18 protein-coding genes are annotated in these 17,280 nt (G+C 49.1%); 6 read left to right on the top strand and 12 right to left on the bottom strand.

Annotated features, from left to right (window positions below; all coding sequences use genetic code 11):
- Positions 1 to 94: 94 nt before the first annotated feature.
- Together R7V76_RS03395 and R7V76_RS03390 are read left to right on the top strand one after the other, a co-directional pair.
- Positions 95 to 679, top strand: a complete 585-nt coding sequence (locus R7V76_RS03395) for an AAA family ATPase (protein WP_318091261.1) — start codon at positions 95 to 97, stop codon at positions 677 to 679.
- Positions 676 to 972: a hypothetical protein gene (locus tag R7V76_RS03390; RefSeq protein WP_318091260.1), complete on the top strand. Its 297-nt coding sequence runs from the start codon at positions 676 to 678 to the stop codon at positions 970 to 972. The genes R7V76_RS03395 and R7V76_RS03390 overlap by 4 nt, the downstream gene beginning before the upstream one ends.
- A gap of 237 nt (positions 973 to 1,209) precedes the next feature.
- Here R7V76_RS03390 and R7V76_RS03385 read toward each other — a convergent pair whose 3' ends face one another.
- From R7V76_RS03385 to R7V76_RS03350, 8 genes are all read right to left on the bottom strand, one after another.
- Positions 1,210 to 1,536 carry a hypothetical protein gene (locus R7V76_RS03385; protein ID WP_318091259.1) on the bottom strand — a complete coding sequence of 109 codons (327 nt, stop codon included), beginning with the start codon at positions 1,534 to 1,536 and terminating at the stop codon, positions 1,210 to 1,212.
- Entirely contained in the window at positions 1,533 to 2,588 is a 1,056-nt protein-coding gene (locus R7V76_RS03380; protein ID WP_318091258.1) for a DNA alkylation repair protein, read from the bottom strand. The genes R7V76_RS03385 and R7V76_RS03380 overlap by 4 nt, the downstream gene beginning before the upstream one ends.
- Positions 2,585 to 3,640 (bottom strand): bifunctional transcriptional activator/DNA repair enzyme AdaA, encoded by a 1,056-nt coding sequence (locus tag R7V76_RS03375; protein ID WP_369835128.1) that lies wholly within the window; start codon positions 3,638 to 3,640, stop codon positions 2,585 to 2,587. The genes R7V76_RS03380 and R7V76_RS03375 overlap by 4 nt, the downstream gene beginning before the upstream one ends.
- A gap of 173 nt (positions 3,641 to 3,813) precedes the next feature.
- Complete coding sequence (locus tag R7V76_RS03370) at positions 3,814 to 4,833, bottom strand: copper resistance D family protein (RefSeq protein WP_318091257.1); 1,020 nt, start codon at positions 4,831 to 4,833, stop codon at positions 3,814 to 3,816.
- Positions 4,830 to 5,387: a copper resistance CopC family protein gene (locus tag R7V76_RS03365; protein WP_318091256.1), complete on the bottom strand. Its 558-nt coding sequence runs from the start codon at positions 5,385 to 5,387 to the stop codon at positions 4,830 to 4,832. Before R7V76_RS03365 ends, R7V76_RS03370 begins: the two co-directional genes overlap by 4 nt.
- Before the next feature lie 70 nt (positions 5,388 to 5,457).
- Positions 5,458 to 6,837 (bottom strand): copper amine oxidase, encoded by a 1,380-nt coding sequence (locus tag R7V76_RS03360; protein ID WP_114596970.1) that lies wholly within the window; start codon positions 6,835 to 6,837, stop codon positions 5,458 to 5,460.
- Positions 6,838 to 7,023: 186 nt separating this feature from the next.
- The gene (locus R7V76_RS03355; protein WP_318091255.1) at positions 7,024 to 7,509 is read right to left on the bottom strand and encodes a FixH family protein; all 486 of its coding nucleotides are present in this window, start codon (positions 7,507 to 7,509) and stop codon (positions 7,024 to 7,026) included.
- Complete coding sequence (locus tag R7V76_RS03350; protein ID WP_318091254.1) at positions 7,502 to 8,881, bottom strand: PepSY-associated TM helix domain-containing protein; 1,380 nt, start codon at positions 8,879 to 8,881, stop codon at positions 7,502 to 7,504. The genes R7V76_RS03355 and R7V76_RS03350 overlap by 8 nt, the downstream gene beginning before the upstream one ends.
- A gap of 488 nt (positions 8,882 to 9,369) precedes the next feature.
- On the opposite strand from R7V76_RS03350, the gene R7V76_RS03345 reads away from it, so the two are divergent.
- Positions 9,370 to 10,740 carry a copper amine oxidase gene (locus R7V76_RS03345; protein WP_318091253.1) on the top strand — a complete coding sequence of 457 codons (1,371 nt, stop codon included), beginning with the start codon at positions 9,370 to 9,372 and terminating at the stop codon, positions 10,738 to 10,740.
- A gap of 111 nt (positions 10,741 to 10,851) precedes the next feature.
- On the opposite strand, the gene R7V76_RS03340 is transcribed toward R7V76_RS03345, so the two are convergent.
- Entirely contained in the window at positions 10,852 to 11,442 is a 591-nt protein-coding gene (locus tag R7V76_RS03340) for a DedA family protein (protein ID WP_318091252.1), read from the bottom strand.
- Positions 11,443 to 11,635: 193 nt separating this feature from the next.
- Here R7V76_RS03340 and R7V76_RS03335 point away from each other — a divergent pair, with 193 nt between their 5' ends.
- On the top strand, positions 11,636 to 12,430 hold the full coding sequence (locus tag R7V76_RS03335) for an NUDIX domain-containing protein (protein ID WP_318091251.1): 795 nt from the start codon (positions 11,636 to 11,638) through the stop codon (positions 12,428 to 12,430).
- 52 nt (positions 12,431 to 12,482) lie between these two features.
- Here the strand turns inward: R7V76_RS03335 and R7V76_RS03330 are convergent, their stop codons facing one another.
- The gene (locus R7V76_RS03330; RefSeq protein WP_318091250.1) at positions 12,483 to 13,337 is read right to left on the bottom strand and encodes a VOC family protein; all 855 of its coding nucleotides are present in this window, start codon (positions 13,335 to 13,337) and stop codon (positions 12,483 to 12,485) included.
- Positions 13,338 to 13,457: 120 nt separating this feature from the next.
- Here R7V76_RS03330 and R7V76_RS03325 point away from each other — a divergent pair, with 120 nt between their 5' ends.
- Both R7V76_RS03325 and R7V76_RS03320 read left to right on the top strand, forming a co-directional pair.
- Positions 13,458 to 13,838 (top strand): winged helix-turn-helix transcriptional regulator, encoded by a 381-nt coding sequence (locus tag R7V76_RS03325; RefSeq protein ID WP_318091249.1) that lies wholly within the window; start codon positions 13,458 to 13,460, stop codon positions 13,836 to 13,838.
- An 80-nt stretch (positions 13,839 to 13,918) separates the two neighbouring features.
- On the top strand, positions 13,919 to 14,689 hold the full coding sequence (locus tag R7V76_RS03320; RefSeq protein WP_318091248.1) for a nucleotidyltransferase domain-containing protein: 771 nt from the start codon (positions 13,919 to 13,921) through the stop codon (positions 14,687 to 14,689).
- A 53-nt stretch (positions 14,690 to 14,742) separates the two neighbouring features.
- Here R7V76_RS03320 and R7V76_RS03315 read toward each other — a convergent pair whose 3' ends face one another.
- Both R7V76_RS03315 and R7V76_RS03310 read right to left on the bottom strand, forming a co-directional pair.
- Entirely contained in the window at positions 14,743 to 15,672 is a 930-nt protein-coding gene (locus tag R7V76_RS03315; protein ID WP_318091247.1) for an NADP-dependent oxidoreductase, read from the bottom strand.
- 101 nt (positions 15,673 to 15,773) lie between these two features.
- Positions 15,774 to 17,132 carry a methyl-accepting chemotaxis protein gene (locus R7V76_RS03310; protein WP_318091245.1) on the bottom strand — a complete coding sequence of 453 codons (1,359 nt, stop codon included), beginning with the start codon at positions 17,130 to 17,132 and terminating at the stop codon, positions 15,774 to 15,776.
- Positions 17,133 to 17,280: the final 148 nt, after the last annotated feature.

The raw sequence follows: 17,280 nt of genomic DNA, 5'->3' as shown, positions 1-17,280 counted from the left end.
TATTGCTATTATACCATTTTACGAACAAACGTTCTAATATGAACACTCCGAATTTCTGTGCTAGTATTAACAAAAAAAGGAAGAGGTGTCACGGATGAAGTTTGTGATGTTACTCGGGCCGCAAGCCGTCGGGAAAATGACGATTGGTCAGGAACTCGAACAAAAAACGGGCATGAAATTATTCCACAACCATCAGACGATCGACCTGTTACATCCGTACTTTGACTTTACGAAGCCGGCGCACCATAAGCTGAAGGACTTGATCCGGCGGGAGATGTTTAAGGAGATGGCGGTCAGTGACCTGGAAGGCGTGATCTTTACGTTTTTGTGCCTGTTCGGCGTCGAAGGCGGAGGTATCGAATTTATCGAAGAGACCGTACAACTGTTTGAAGAGGCCGGTGCCGAAGTCTTCATCATTGAACTTGAAGCTGCCCTGTCGACCCGTCTTGCCCGGAATCAGACCGAGAACCGCCTACTACATAAGTTTACGAAACGGGACATCGCTGCGTCGGAAGCCAACCTGCTTGAAACCGCCGAACAGTACCGGACGCATTCACTTCCGGGGGAACTGCCGTATCCGAATTACTTAAGGCTCGATACCGAGGGACGCTCAGCCGCCGATAGTGCCGACGCCATTTGCCAACACTTTAACTGGTCAACGAATCTGGTCGAACGATGAATCAATCCAAGCAGACGTATTTTCCGGTTTTCCTGACGCTCGGTTTGCTGCTGTTTAACATGCTGACGTCCTATTTACTGAGCGGACGTTTTTTTCCGAACCTGAGCCTGTGGGTGCCGATTGGTCTCAACGTCTTGGTCGGACTCGGCTATATCGTTTCGTTGGTGCTTGGTCTCCGTTCGACCAATCAGTACGTCAAATGGTTCAGTATCTTGGCTAACATTGCCTTTTTACTGTCGTTATCCGTCATCACCTTTTTATTGTTGCTCGCGAACGGCATCTCAGAACCGTAATCCCAACACGAAAAACCGCCTCTTCAGAAGCACGGTTTCTGAGGAGACGGTTTTATTTTTGTTTATTCAAAAGAATCGTCGACTCCACTCGACTTCTACAGGAAAAGGAAGCGTGCTTCCGTCAGGAACAGGCGAGACCCGGTCGTCCGAGGACGACCGCGGCTTGCGTTCCGCCTGAGAAAAGCGAGTGGAGGAAAGACGATTCTTGGCTCACTTTGTTTCATGATTTTCCCCACTTCAATGCATCAAGTCACGCCGAAAGACCGGTCCGTCAGCATGAAACCCATTTCGGAGCCAAACCACTGCTTCTCCATCCCGTCCGGTCACGAACGGCAACAACAGCGTCCGCGCCAGATACGCGACGATGACCGTCAATGCTTCTTCGATGTAGCCCGCCCGGTCGGTCGGATCAATTGCGTCATAGCTGAGTTGCTGACCGCTGAACTGAATCGTTGCAATCTGTTGTCTATCCCGTGTCTGTAATGTCCAGACACAACCGTTTGTCGTATCAGTTGCCTCAACAGATAACCGGGATGTCGTAAAGTCCGGATGGCGACCGTTCATATTGTTTCCTCCTTCGTGACATCAAACTCCGTCGTCGCATAGGCTTCTCCGTTAATCAGAATCGTCAGCTGGTGCGTACCCGGATAATGAACGCGCGTCGTCAAGTTCCGGAACGACTGCCGTTTCGCAAACGTCTCCCGTCCCGTCACCTGCCGTTCGCTGATCCGGAAGACTTTTTGACTCGTCCCCCGCTTTTTGACATAGTCGATCGCATATTCGATTCGCAACACTTGCGGTTCGGTTGTCGTTACGTGAAAGGAAAAAGCCAGTTCTCCGCCAATTGCCAGTGTCGGTGTGACCGTCAGTTCGTCGACCGTCACAGTTCCACGCGTAACGAGTCCAAAGGCTTTTAAGACATCCCGGTGGCCTTGTTTCAACAGAGTTCGTGACGCGTGACGTAAAATCCAATCCGTATGCGGATGCGTTCCGAGCCGCTCCAACCGTTCAATGACGAGTTCCGGATGAGTCTTCGCGATATCATTCAAGTGATTGGCAACACTTTTCCGGACATATAACGCATCGTCTTCGAGCAGTGCATCGAGAATCGGCAAGACCGGTCGCGGATTCGCAATCAGTGAGGGAATCATCTGTCCCCACGGTAAACGCGGACGGGTTCCTTCTGACGCCAAGCGCCGGATGTGCTCGTCATTCGAGTGACTCCATTGCGTCGCGACCTCTAAAAATCGTTTTTGATCTGCCAGCAGAAAACGGCGGACAGCGAATTCCGATGTCGAGTGCGGTGTCAGCCGTTCCAGTGCTACCATCGCCCGGTCCCAGGCGTCATCCGGCGCATAGACTTCGATATAGTCCGGAAAAACGATGCCCGGCAACCCCGGAAACTCCGGGGCAATCGTTTCGAGGTGCGTCGCCGCCTGCTCAAAGTCAGCCGGTAAATAACGGTTAAGCTCAGTCGCAATCCGACGGACTCGTTGTTTAAACGCCAGTTCCTCCCAGTCCTCCCCTTGGACGACGTCTTTGAAGTCCGGTGCCTGCACCGCTTTCCCCAATCGATTCAGCCAGTCATCCGTAAACACATCTTTAATCAAACTCATACGTGATTCAATCCTCTCTTCGTCCGTTCTAATTTTAATAAGGCCGCTTTTCGTGCCAAGCCGCCGGCATATCCACCGAGATCGCCCGTCAAGCGGATGACCCGGTGACAGGGAATCAAAATCGCCAGTTGATTGGCGCCGTTTGCCCGGGCGACAGCACGGACAGCAGCCGGATTCCCGACGCGGACGGCCAGTTCCTGATAGGAAATCGTCTCACCCGCCGGAATCTGTTGCAACTGTTCCCAGACCTGTCTCTGGAACGGCGTCCCGTACAGAACCAGCGGAAGGTCGAACCGGTCACGTTCGCCGGCAAAGTATGCTTCCAGTTGAACTGTTACCTGCTCGAAGATTGGCGTGTCACCGGGAATGATGACCGCACGGGCTGAGAGCCGCAGGCGTTCGACTTCCCGTTCCAGTCCGCGACGATCGACAAACTCGAGTAAATGCAGTCCTTGCTCATCGGCAATCGCAAGCATCGGTCCGAGTGGCGTGTCGAGCCACTTCGCTTGAAGGTATGTTCCGTCCCAGCGTTTCGGTGTCTCGCCCATGATGCGGGCAAACGCATCGCGGAAGCCGCTGCTTGATTCATAACCGCTCGCCAACTGGGCTTCGATGACCGGTTGTCCTTTGCGGATTTCCTTCATCGCCAGTCCCATCCGGCGGGAACGGGCATATTCAACGAACGTCATCCCGAACCGTTTCTTAAACTGTCGCCGGGCGGTCGAGGCATCAAGCCCCAGTTCCCGGAAGTCGGCATCTTTGAACCGTTTCTCGGGACTCGCTTCGACGGCAGCAACCAAGCGGCTAATGACATCACTGTCCCCGGGATAAGCGAGCGGTTTACAGCGTAAACACGGCCGGTACGAGGCGAGTAACGCTTCTTTCGCCGTCTCAAAAAATTCGCAGTTCTGTTGCTTCGGTTTCCGAGCCGGGCAGGTCGGCCGGCAAAAAATCCCCGTCGTCTTGACGCCGACAAAAAATGTCCCCTCGTACGAGGCATCACGACGGACGAGCGCTTCATAATAATCCGTTTCCGGTAAGGTATTCATCACGTGTCCCTCCCCTTCTTTTCCTCAGTATACCGAGTTTCCACTCCTGCATGTCGCCGAAAATCAGGCACGGATGTTTTCTTCAGAAAAACTATCTTTTAATTTTTAAAATGATCGCTCTGTCACTTCTCCGGACGCAACAAAGCCACCATTCCCGGATTCCGAAGGTGACTGTGCTAAGGCGTATATACCAATCCAATATAAATGAGGCTGACACCAAGCAGACTGAACAGACTGCCAAGCAGGAACGGCAGGCGTTTCTGATAGGCCAACAGCAACAGTCCGATACTTCCACCGCCTGTTAAGAGAAGAACGATGTTTGACCAAAGAATCGGCTTGACTGCTCCAAGAGTGTTCAAATCCGGCGGTTCCAGATTACTCAAGGTCGCTGTCGCAAAAAAGATACAACCGAGAATCAGACTCTCAAAACGCAGACCACGCCGCGGATCAAAGACCGGTTCCTTCTGTAACCGCCGTTTGACGAGTGTCCCGTTAATGAATGCATAACCAAGCAAAGGGATTAACAACAGGTGTTTCCAGAGCAAAGCCTGGCCATACGGGACATTCCAGGCATTGCGGTACTCGCTTAACGGAACGCTTTGACGCATCAGGAAAAATCCGGTCACGATGACCCCTAAAAACGTCAGTTGGGCGAACGGACTGAACCAGCGTAAAAACGACAACCATTGGTTAGAGTCCCGGGCACACCAACCGATGACGAATACGACTCCAACCCAAAACGCCATCAGGCTAAAATGACTGGTCTGTAACACAATCCCCAGCAGGCCATGCTTCGCTGTGGCGTGACTGGTTCCGGAAAGCCCAAGAAAGAGCGGGATTGTTATACCAAGCAGCAACCACCGTTTGATGAGCGGGATTCGTTTCATAAACACGATGATGAGTGCCACGAGTGCTGAAAAATACACCATCAAAAAATACTGGCCGATCCGGACTTCAAACAGACCAGCCTGTAACGCTTCACGGAGGGATAAGTCCATCTCCTGCTGAAAGTAAGAAACTACACGCCATAACGGAAAGCCGGCTCCTGCAACGATGCTGACGAGTGCTGCACACGCAAGACCATCCAATTGACCGACTGCCGGTTTTTTATCTTCTGAAATAAACAAAAGCAACAGCCGCCCTGCCCAAAGTGCCCCGCCGATATAGATGAGCAGTTCACTGACGATGCCACTCATGATCGTTTTTGGCGACGGAGTAGGAACAGTGTGATGACGATCGCAAGTACAAGGACTGCCACAAGCCAAGGTAAGAAAGTCGGAAACAGTCCCGGTTCGACAGTTTCTGCGGATTCAGTTGGAACGATACTCGCTTGTTGCGGTTCCGGTGCCGCCGGCTCGACGTCTTTGTCATCAGAAGCCTGCGTGGAAGAAACGGCCGCTTTTACGTCGAATCGAATCGTTCCTTCGACCGGGTGTCCGTCTTCCGAAATCAATGTCCAGCGGATGAGATACGTTCCGCTCTCAAGTTTTTGTTGAACGGCTGCACTCCATTCATTACCGATAATCAAGGGCTTTTCAAGCGGAACCGCGTCACCTTGAGCTGTTTTCAGTTCGACCGTACTGGTTTTTTCAATCGCCGTATCGAAATTCAAACGAATTTTTTCCAAGTCGCCTTGTATGACTTCACCTTCTGACGGATTTGAATTCGTTAGACTCGTGTGAGCTGAGACTGAAAACGGCTGAACGACGAACAAGACCAGAATAAACAGCACAAACCATTTGATCTTCATCGTAAACTCCTCCTTTGACCGAAAATGTGTAGAAAAAGACCCGCTGTTTCCAGCGGGTTCGGTTGTCCGATTAGTGTTGTGAGCGACGTCCGCGAAGTCCGAAGAATCCGAGGATCGAAGCGGCTGCGATTCCAAGTAATGACCAAAGGATACCGTTTGATGTGGATGATTGTGATTCAGCCGTTCCACCAAGACCGGTGTTCGGCATACCGGCCGGTGCGCCTTTGAATTTATCCGGGAACTGATCGACGATTGCGGTCGCTGTTCCTTCACCGACTCCGTACATATGACCGTATGCTTCGCGGATTGCCGGGTACGTTTTGTCGTAGTCTTTTTCATTATAGCTGTTGAAGGCCAGTAACAATTGATCGACGTGGACCTTCAGTCCTTCTTCGAGATCTTTTGATTTCAGGCGACCTTCCGTTGCGGCATCAAGGAAAGCAGCTTGCTCGACACGGTATTCATCCAATTCTTTTACGGCCATGTCACGTGCCTGATCGTCTTTCGCACCTGTCGCTTTCACGTAATCCACAAAGTAGCCGATGTGACTCGACCAGATTTTCTTGAATTGTTGCGCGGCTTCACTGCCGTAGACAGAACCGATTGACGCTGTCAGATCGTCTGTGTTTTCACCAAGTGCTCCTGCTGCCGCATCAAAGTCCTTCGCTCCGTCGATTCCTTTTTGCATCGCAAGGACAGCGAGTGCCGCATGTTCCGAGAAGTTCCGGTTCAATCCGGCACGGAGGTCGGCAGCCGGTGTATCGACTTTCGTATTTTTGAATTTATCCGGATACTGCGTAACGATGGCGCCCGATAATCCTTCTCCGACCATGTACATATGCTCGATCGCTTTTCGCATGTTGCTGTAGGCGGCGTCATAATCACCGGCAACGTAACTGTCGAATGAGGTCAACAATTGCGTAATGTGGACTTTTAATCCGGCTTCTAGATCTGCTGCTTTCAAGCGTCCTTCTGTTGCTTGATCGAGGAAAGCGGCTTGTTCGACGCGGTACTCATCCAGTTCTTTTAACGCTTTTTGTTTAGCGTCTTCATCTTTAGCGCCTGTTGCTTTGACATAATCCACAAAGTAACCGATATGACTTGACCAAATCTTTTTGAACGCTTCGCCGGCTTCATCCCCGTAGACGGATCCGACTGCTGCCGATAAATCATCCGTATTTTGATTCAACGCAGCGGCTGCTTGATCAAAATCTTTTTTGCCGTCAATGCCTTTTTGCATGGCGACGACTGCTAAATAAGCATGTTCAGATAAAAGCTGATCAAGCGTCGCTCGCAAATCCGATGCGGGAGACGAGACATCTAGTGATACTTTGCCCGAGCTGTGGGACATCTTGCTATGATCTTCATGACCATGGGCACTGACGCCTGCTGCTGGAATCAATAATGCGGCACTGAGTGGGACGGCGAGATACGACTTTTTCATCTTCATCTTATGAACACCCCTTTGATTTTTTAAACTACACACAGATAACGTAAGCAGTTCACAAATAGTTTTCTTTTTTCACATTTTTTATAAAAAATATTTTTACACAGAAAATAAAAATATTGTTTACATCAAAAAACGGATGATGGACACTGTCCACCACCCGTTTCGGATGTTTAAATTAATGATTTTTTAATGATGATGCCCACTGCTTCCACCGGCAGGTTTGGCACCGCCCTGTAAGATTTTTAAATCGTTGGCGGACAGTTGACCGACAATGAATTGCCGTGTCGGCATAATCATAGCTCCGTTACTGCTGGCATGGACCTTGATGTAATACAGACCTTCCTTCGGCAATTTCTTCTCAATCGAATAAACTCCCGGTTTCGTTTCATCTGCCGGTTCCATACTGTACTGAAGTGTTCCATCTGCTTTCCAGATTTCAAAATGGACATACTCCGCTTCTTTGACTGCTTTTTGATCCTGCCACAGTGTCGCTCCGAATCGGTACTGTTTTTCCTGATCGGCTTTCAGTACTTTCGGAATTTCAAATTTTACCGATAAAGGGATGGCAACAGCGTATTGCTGGGCCGCGTCCGATGTGACCGCACACCCTGCAAGACCGCTACTTGTCACAATCAGTCCACTTAGTAAAATGCCTTTGATTGACTTACGCATTCAAAAACCTCCTTACAGCCGGAATCCGTCGGATGATGAAGAAATCGGCCAGCCAGACAACGATTAACGACAGACCAACCAGCGGGAACAATATGCCAAGCGCAATCAAAACGAGAATAAACCACTTGATTGATTTCGCCGGCGGTCCTTTTGGTGCGCCCATCCCTTTGCCTGGTTTCCGTTTCAACCATAAATAGAATCCGCTGACCGCGACTAAAATGATTCCGAGACAAATCGCTAAACTGATCAATTGATTGATCAGACCAAATTCCGTTCCTTTGTGCAAAGTAATCCCGAGCGCGACCGCTTTACCGACAAAACCATAGTTATCAAAACGATAATCTGCCAAGACGGCTCCGGAATATTGATCAAGATGGATTGTGGCTTCCTTTTCCGCTTTCGCCGGATACGCCGACAAGGTATAGACACCTGCCGGATCACTCGGAATACTGATAGCGAAGCTCGGGTCCATTCCTTGTTGTTTCGCAATCGACACGATATCGTCAATCGATGCCGGAACAAGTCCTTCGACGTTTGATTTTGGAACGTCAAGCGTCTCGGCTGCCCACGGGACTTCTGCCACATCTTTCGTTTGGACGGCGGATACCGGAGCATCCCCTCCCCAAATCGATGGTGGATAACCAAATCCTTGATTGGTGGCAAGCGATTGAAAATTAGTGCCCCAAAAACCGGACCACGGCAATCCGGTCAAAATCAGGAATAACATCCCGGCTGTAATCCAAAAGGCCGGTACCGCATGTAAGTCACGCCGGAAGACTTTTTTTCCTTGACGCAGACGCGGAATCAAGACACCGGACCAACCGGTTGATTTTTTACGCGGGAACCATAAAAATAATCCCGTTACGATTAAGACGATTGCCCAACAAGCAACAAGTTCGACAATCCGGTCCCCAGTTGTCCCTGCCATCAGTTCACCGTGAATCTCTTCGACTTTATTCATGATCCGGTCATCATCCGCCAGTTCGCCGATGATTTTTCCGGTGTACGGATTCACGAAGACGGTCGAAGACGCCTCGGCCGTTGCAATCTTCACTTCACTCGACCGGTCTTCGAACTCCCCCGGGCGGTATGCTGTGATACTGGCATCCGGATGCTTCGTTTTGACGGCATTGATTTGTTCCGTCGCTGAAATCCGGTCCTCTTGCGGACTCACTTCATAATATTTCTGGTACAAGACGTTCTCGATTTGTGGTTTGAATAAGTAGATTGATCCCGTCACGGCCAGCATGACGAGAAATGGTGCAAAGATAATTCCGGCATAGAAGTGCCACCGCCAGATCGTACGGTAAAAAGATGCTGCGGAACGGTTCTCCGCTTTCTGTTCTGTTCCCCCGGTTTCAAGTTGATTCATGTTCTATCCCCGCTTCTTCATTAAGTAAATGTCCTCATGACCGTATGTAAGATGAGTAATAATGGCACATGTTTTGTCATAAGTCCGCTGTCTTATTCTACGTTTTCTTTTCTCTCCCCACTCCTTCAGTGATTTTAGTTTGTCGTACATCCGCGAAAAATATGTCGACCTTGTGAACGCTCATTAAGTATAAGCGGTTACACAATTCCCGGATCGCTGACACTATGGCGATTTTTTGCCAATCCGGTGATATCTCTGCGTATTAATTAAGTAACTTCATCAGTAAAGTTTACACAGTTATTTCGTAGTTCTTCTAATTAAGTACTTAGTTTATCTATAAGTCCACTTGATGATTTTGAATTTTTTTCATATTTTTTAATCTTTTTTAAATCCAATTCCAATCCGGCCGCGTATGCTGTTCAGAACGATGCAGACAACAACTACCAAATATACAGAGACAACACCCAAATTTGAGAGGATGAGACAAGATGAAAAACACGAAAAAATTCGCAGCAACAGCAATGGCAGCAGCACTCGTATTACCAGGAACGGCAGCATTCGCTTCCGGCGGCGGGGACGACATGAAACATGAGGAGAGCGCGAAGAACGTCACGGTCAAAACGAAAGCCGCTGACCTCCGTGCAACACTCGATCAGTTACTCTCTGAGCACTTTGTGCTTGCCGTCATGGACATGAAAAAACAATATGACGGATCAAAAGATGCAAAATATTATGAAGCAGCACTTAAACAGAACGCACTCGACATGACACCGGCAATCGCTTCTGTCTACGGCGACGAAGGCGCAAAACAATTCGAAAAAATCTTCGTTGACCACAACAAATACACAACGGATCTCGTCAAAGCTGTAAAAGCGGACGATCAAGACGGCATCAATGCGTCGAAAGCAGAAACAGAAGAGTTCGTTCAGGATCTCTCGAGCTTCCTCGACACTGCAACAGAAGGTAAACTGCCGAAGGCAGCAGCAGAAGAAGTTCTCCGTGCCCACGAAGCAGACGTCTATAAAACATTCCAACAATATGCAGCTGGTGACTACGAAGGATCGTACAACACGTTCCGTGAAGGGTACAGCCGCATGTATGATATCTCAAAAGCACTCTCTGTTGCGATCACAACACAGATGCCTGAGAAGTTCGACAACACGAAAGCTGATACAAAAGCCGCTGACCTCCGGTCAACACTCAATAGCCTTGCAGCTGAGCACGTGGCACTTGCCAACATCAGCATGACAGCTGGCGTCGATCAAGCGAAAGACTACGATGCAGCAAACTGGGCAGAAGACATGCACACAGCTGACTTCAAAGCGGCTATGAAATCGGTCTACGGCCAAGCGGGTGCGGATCAATTCGAGCAAGTTTGGACGAAAAACCACATCGAAGCACAAGCGAACCTCGTCACAGCAGCGATCAACGACGACAAGAAATTGATGGGTGACGCACAAGACATGCTCAAAATGTTCTCGAATGACTTCGGTGCGTTCCTCGGAGCGGCAACAGAAGAGAACCTTCCGACAAAAGCAGCACAAGAAGCAGTCTCTGGTCATGAGACATACGTCCAAGATACGTTCATGCAGTATGTCGAAGGCGACTACAAAGGATCAGCTGACACATTCCGTGAGTCGTATGCTTACATGTACGGCGTAGGAGCTAACCTCGGTGACGCAATCGTCAAACAATCACCTGAGAAGTTCATGGATGGTACACCAGGTTCTATGCCAAACACAGGTAACGGCGGCATGAGCGACAACAATACAGCAGGTACAACAGGTGCGATCGCACTCTTCGGTCTCGCACTCGGTGCAGCCGGAATCGTCCTCGCTCGCAAACGTCAAAACGCATAAGAATGTACACCTAAACGACAAATATCCCCTTCAGAAATCATTTCTGAAGGGGATATTGTTATGTACAGAATAACCCTGTCGAATCCTGGATGTGAACAGCATTCAACGGTATTATTCCGTGACAAATTCTTCTTCTTTTTTTAAACGATTGCGCCGTTTCGCGTGCACGACACCTGAAATAATAATCGTCAACAACGCTGCGACAATTAGAAATACCATACTTGGATGTTCACTTAACCATATTCCCAGTTCCGACCATGTGACGGCTTCACCAATCCGAACAATCAAGAACGTCCATAGTCCGGTGTACAGCCCTGCCGCAACGAATGTCATCACCAAATAACGGGGTAACGGATAACCGAGTAATCCAGCTACATAATGGATTGGGTGGCGGACTCCAGGTAGGAAAAAGGATAAACCGATCGCCCATAATCCACGGCGTTCTAAAATCGATTCAGCCTGCTCCAGGAATTTTGATTTCATCAACCGTTTGACGAGTGGAATTTCACGGAAAAAGCGTGCTAATAAATAAAACCAGGCAAACGCAATGAAAAAAACGGGCCATGCGGCTAACCAAATTAAAATCGGATGCATGCCTTCACGGATCCGTAACGCAGCATATCCCATCATCAATACATCGTCGGATAACGGCGTAAACATGATACCTCCTGCCAACCGGACCAACGCCATAAAATCCACCATTCTCTCACATCCTTTTTTTCTCTCTATAAGTAAAGTATGCCCGAATTTCCTTGAGTTGAGCCATCTTCTTTTCTTTAGTTTTTCTTTTATCGTAAATTGCACGTCGAATTGGGGGAACAGGCAGGGATATTCCATCTGATGCGAGAAGGTAGTCAAGGAACCTAACTGCTTAAAAGATAGAGGAGGAATTTCCATGTTACATCGCCGGAAGACCTATACGATTCGCCCGGAACGACTGCAGGAATTTACCGAGTTCTTTCATACGTATCTCTACCCTTTACAAATCAGTCACGGTGCCCGTCTTGTCGGTCGCTGGGTGAATGAAGCAGAAGATGAAGTCATCGCCATCTGGGAATACCGCGATCGCGAACATTATGAACAAGTCGATCGGGATGTCCGCGGCAGCACGTTACGCCGCGAAGCAATGAAAAAACGCGCCCGTCTCGGAAAAAACCTTTATATTAAATCAACGGAAGACTTTTTGACGGCAACCGGCGTCTATGCTCCACCGCGTGCGATTGTCAGCGTCACCGCCTATATCACGAATGAAGCCGGCGAAGTCCTGCTTGTCCGTAATCTCCATCGTGGTGACACGTATGAAATGCCGGGTGGACAAGTCGAGAACCACGAATCGATTCTCGATGCTGTTAAACGGGAAGTCAAAGAAGAAACCGGAGCGGATGTCACGATTGAAGGCATTACCGGTATCTATCAAAACGTCTCAAGTCACGTCCTGTGCGTCGCTTTCCGCGGTACGTATACCGGCGGCGAACTCCGGCCGCAAGAAGGTGAAACGGCAGAAGTCGACTTCTTCGACTTGAACCGGGACAACATCGACACGTATATCAAGCGGGAACACTTCCAGTTACGGACGCTCGATGCAATGGACCCGCACTACTTCCCGCATGCCTTATATAAAGTCCGGCCTTATGAACTGATTAGCCGTTATGACGGGAATGCTCCATCAGCTTTATCCGGTCAAAATTAATAGACATCAAAAAAGCGATTTCAATTACGAAATCGCTTTTTTTGTAGTTTGATCATTCTTTAGAGAGTAAACGTGCAGTAATGCCGGCATCATCCGTGACGTAGACTGCATCCTCTTGCCGTTTGACTTCGTAAGGAGATTGTTCAAGTGTTGCAACCGCCATTTCAAGCGAAGCAGCATCCGGATAAATCAGTGTCCAGTAGGTCAGACCCACCGCATCAGCCGGTGTTTTCGGTGCATCAACCCCTGCCCAGACGTTCGTTCCGATATGGTGGTGGTAACCGCCGGCAGCAAGGAACAATGCCCGCATCCGGGACGCGTCCGCTGCGACATCAAACCCGAGCGTCTCGACATAAAACTTCCGCGCCGCTTCAAGTGACTTCACGTGGAAGTGAACATGGCCCATGACAGTCTCTGCCGGCATGCCGTACCAGTCTTCCTCTCCCGCCTCGACGAGCATACTTTGCCAATCAACCGGGTCCGTCGTCATTTTGACGTCCCCATTTGCTTCATACGTCCACGTATCACGCGGACGATCGGCATAAATTTCAATCCCGTTTCCGTCCGGATCAGATAAATAAAACGCTTCGCTGACGAGATGATCGCCTTGCCCGAGTTCGATTCCTTGGGCAATCAAGTTACGGATGACGAACCCGAGTTCTTTCCGGTTCGGTAATAAAATCGCGAAATGATACAGGCCCGCCACCGAATTTTTCGGAAGTTGTTTTGCCGTACTGTGTTGCTCCAGAATGACGAGCGGTGTCGTCTTCGCGCCGAGTGTTGCCGTCTGTTCGTCTTGTGTTAAAACCGTTAATCCCAATGCATCCCGGTAAAATGCAATCGATTGTTCCAGATTGGTAATCCGTAAGCTGACCGGTCCTAATGTAATGTTTGGATTGATGTTCATCTTGCTTCCTCCTCATAAGTTCGCTTCGTATCTTCATTATCAGTCAGAAGTGACAGGAACGGAAGTAGGCACAAAGAAGTGGTATAGTATCCTAAACGATACCATGAAGGAGGAACCGCCATGGAAAAGACACCAAGCTGCCGTGTCGAGACGGCACTCGAGATTTTGACTGGGAAATGGAAACCCTCGATTTTACTCGAATTGATTACACACGACACACTCCGGTTCAGTGAATTGAAGCGGAATCTCCCGAACATTACGCAAAAAATGTTAACCGCTCAGCTCCGCGAACTCGAGCTGAACGATATCGTCCACCGCGAAATTTATCAGGTGGTCCCGCCGCGTGTTGAATATTCGCTGACGGATTACGGAAAAACGTTGATCCCTGTTTTAAACGCCATCAACGCCTGGGGCGAAAAACATGCCGAACATTTGGTACAAAAGGAACGGCTTCAAACAGTAACTCCTACACTTTCTTCTAGTACCAGCGATTCATTTTAAATGAATCGCTCTTTTTCATGGAATAATCTCCCTTATTTCACGTATACTGACGGAATAGACTACATAAGGGAGCGAAACCCATGCATCAACTTCATGCGATTGAACAGTTAGTAGCACGCTTAAAACAAGATCCGGCTGTCGAAGCGATTTTTTTGAAAGGTTCATTTGGACGTGGTGAAGAAGATGTCTATTCGGATATCGACCTTTATTGTTTAGTATCCGAAGAGCGGATGGCGAAATTTCTAACCCGTCGACTGACGCACCTGTCCGTCTATCGCCCGATTATCTGGAAAGATGACATCTTTATCGTTGCGCCGCAATTGATTGTCGTATACGACGACCTTCTTCACGTTGATCTGTTTACGGTAACACGCGAATCGTTGAACCATTCCGATACGATTCGTGTCTTGTATGATCCGAAAAGACAACTCGATGCGTACGTCGAGACCTCTTCTTTGGCACTTGGGACACAAGAAGCTGCAGATGAAGCCATTGATTCCGTCTGGTTTCTGTTCCAGTATCAAAAAGCAGCCGGTCGCGGGAACGCGTTATGGGCGGTCGAGATGTTACGGAGCGCACTGATCAAATTTGCCAAAGTCCTGTTGCACCGGTATGTTCCTGACCGGGCACAACTCGGATTAAAAACGGTTCCCGGCTCCTTACCAGAAACTCCGCGCATGCGACTTGAAGCCATTTATGCCGTTCTCGTTCCCGACACACATACGGAGGCGGCACGTCTCTATCGGGAGTTTTTACTGGCAGAACGGTCACACCTCCAACAGATGCTGATTGATCACCCGGAGACATTACAGTTACTCGACCGGTTGCTCGAATCCGAACAGGTCTGTTAGACGACACACTAAAAGCCGGCTCCTTCAAAAAGGAAACCGGCTTTTCATCTGTCTTACTTCACTTTAATGACAATCTTCCCTTTCGCATGACCTTCTTCGCCGTAATCGTGCGCTTCTTTGATTTGATCCAAATCAAAAATCCGATCGACAACCGGTTTTAATTCTCCGCGTTCAACGGCTTGTGCGATATGTTGCAGACGTTCTCCTGTCGGTTGCATGAAGACATACGCCACACGCGCGTCCGCCTGTTTCGCTTGTTCTTCGTCCGGCGGTGTCGAGATCGAGACAAGCATCCCGTTCGGTTTAAGCATCTGATACAACTTCGCTTGTCCGTCGCCGCCCATCGTATCAAATACAAAGTCCAGATCCCGGACAGTTTCTGTCGGATCTTGTTGTTTGTAATCAATGACTTCATCCGCTCCGAGCGCTTTGACCCAGTCGACGTTTTTGGTGCTGGTTGATGTAATGACGTGCAGACCGTGTGCTTTGGCGAGCTGGATGGCGACTGTCCCGACACCACCTGAGCCGGCCCCGATAAAGATTTTATCCCCTGCTTTTGCATCCATCACTTCAAACATGACCTGCCAAGCTGTATGCGCGACGAGTGGCAGCGACGCGGCTTCTTCAAATGTCAGGGCTTCCGGCTTCTTAACGACCAGATGTGCATCAACTGCCACATACTCGGCATAAGTCCCTTGACGGGCAATATCCGGACGACTGAAAACTTCATCGCCGACTTTTAAGTCCGTCACGTTCGCCCCGACTTCTTCGACGACACCGGACACATCCCAACCGATAATCAGCGGCATATCATAACTGAGCATTTCTTTTAAGTATCCTTCACGGAGCTTCCAATCAACGGGATTGACGCTTGCCGCATGAACCGCAATCAATACATCATCTGCTCCGACGACCGGACGCTCAAGTTCTCCCACTTTAAATTGTTCCGATCCGCCATACTGTTCAATATAAGCTGCTTTCATGTCATTTCCTCCTCTGATTGTTTTACCTCTTAGTTGTTCCCCTTCAAGACTTGCGACAAACGAAAAAAGTGTACCGACTCGTCAGAATCGGTACACTTGTGTCAGACATGAGCTGTCTGTTGAAGGGTTAATGCAGTTGCGTTTAGAGTGTGAATAGCCTGTTGCAGGTCATTAATCTGTTCGACTTGTGAACGCGTCAAACCGGACAGTTGATCACTGCTCGTCAGTAAAAGATCCATGAAGGCATCGAGTTGTTCGGTCGCCTGTGCGATATTCGTCAGACTGTTTGTAATCGTCACGAATTGTTGTTGCGCTCCACTGATTGCTTGCACGGAATCGTTTGAATCCGTTGCAATCGTCTGCAGAGCGTCTTGGCTCCGTTGCATCCGGGCTTCCTGCTCCCGTAATAAGCTCGTACTGGCATCAATTGAATTACCGGTCTGCATGACATCACGATCGACCCGTTCGATGATTTGATTGATTTCCGTTGAAGCGGCTGCTGTCTGTGCCGACAAATTACGGATTTCCTGCGCGACGACGGTGAATCCTTTCCCGAACTCACCGGCACGTGCCGCTTCAATCGAGGCGTTTAAACTGAGTAGATTGGTTTGCGTCGCAATCGCATTGATGCTTGAAGTGATGGTGACGATTTCTTTAAAACGTCCCGCCAGCTGACCAAACGCTGTAACCGATTCGTCCATGCTTTCTGTCAGTTGCTGCAACGACTCACCGGCTTCGCTGATGGTCGCGTGACTTTGTTCAGCCGTCACCTTCGACGAAGAACTGAGGGCAAGTGCCCGGTCGACGGCTGTCGCGACATCCGTCATTAATGCAACGTTATCCGTGTTCATCCGTTTAATCTGCCGGACAGATTGGGCATTTTTCGACGAGTTATCGGCTAACATCTGCATCGCCTGATCAATTTTTTCAAATGACCCTTTCGCCGTATCGACGGTTTCACTCATTCCTGCCGTGAACGTCGTGACATCGGTTGCTGTCGCAGCTGATTGCTCGAGCGTCAATTGCGAGCTTGCGGCATAATGCTCCGCCTTCTCCTGTTGGCGTTTGACTTCCCGCATGACATTTCGGCCGAAAACAGCAACAAACGCGGCTGCGGAAAAGACCATCAGGTAGATGACAAACGCGACAATCATATCAAACAGATTTGAAAACTGAATCGTTCCAAAAACCGTAAAGAGTACCAATTCCAGTAATCCGAGCAATCCTGCCACTACGACTAAATGGGGAATGAGGTAGATGACTGAAATCGTTAAATACAGATAAGCAATCGTCCAGATACTTTGAGACGGTAAGGTCACAAGGACAAGTGCCAGCACCAGGTAGGTCAAGACGATTTGAATATATTTTCCGCTGAGCTGATCGCCAAAAAACCGATTTCCGGCCAGCAAAGCGACCGTCAGTAACAGACCGCCAAGCAAAAATTGATAAAATACACTCATGGGCACATAGTCCAGTTGAACAAAAATAAAAATCAAGGGATGCGCGATTGTAATTAATGAGGCAATGAGACGAGAGAGAATTTTCGTACTCAGTCTTTCAAGGGGTGAGACCATCTGCAAAACTCCTTCTGTTGGATTCGTACCCTTT

The sequence above is a fragment of the Exiguobacterium artemiae genome (assembly GCF_033342815.1).
Classification (GTDB): domain Bacteria; phylum Bacillota; class Bacilli; order Exiguobacteriales; family Exiguobacteriaceae; genus Exiguobacterium_A; species Exiguobacterium_A artemiae_A.
The sequence above is the reverse complement of the archived record's forward strand: the minus strand, read 5'-3'. Positions and strand labels throughout refer to the sequence as shown.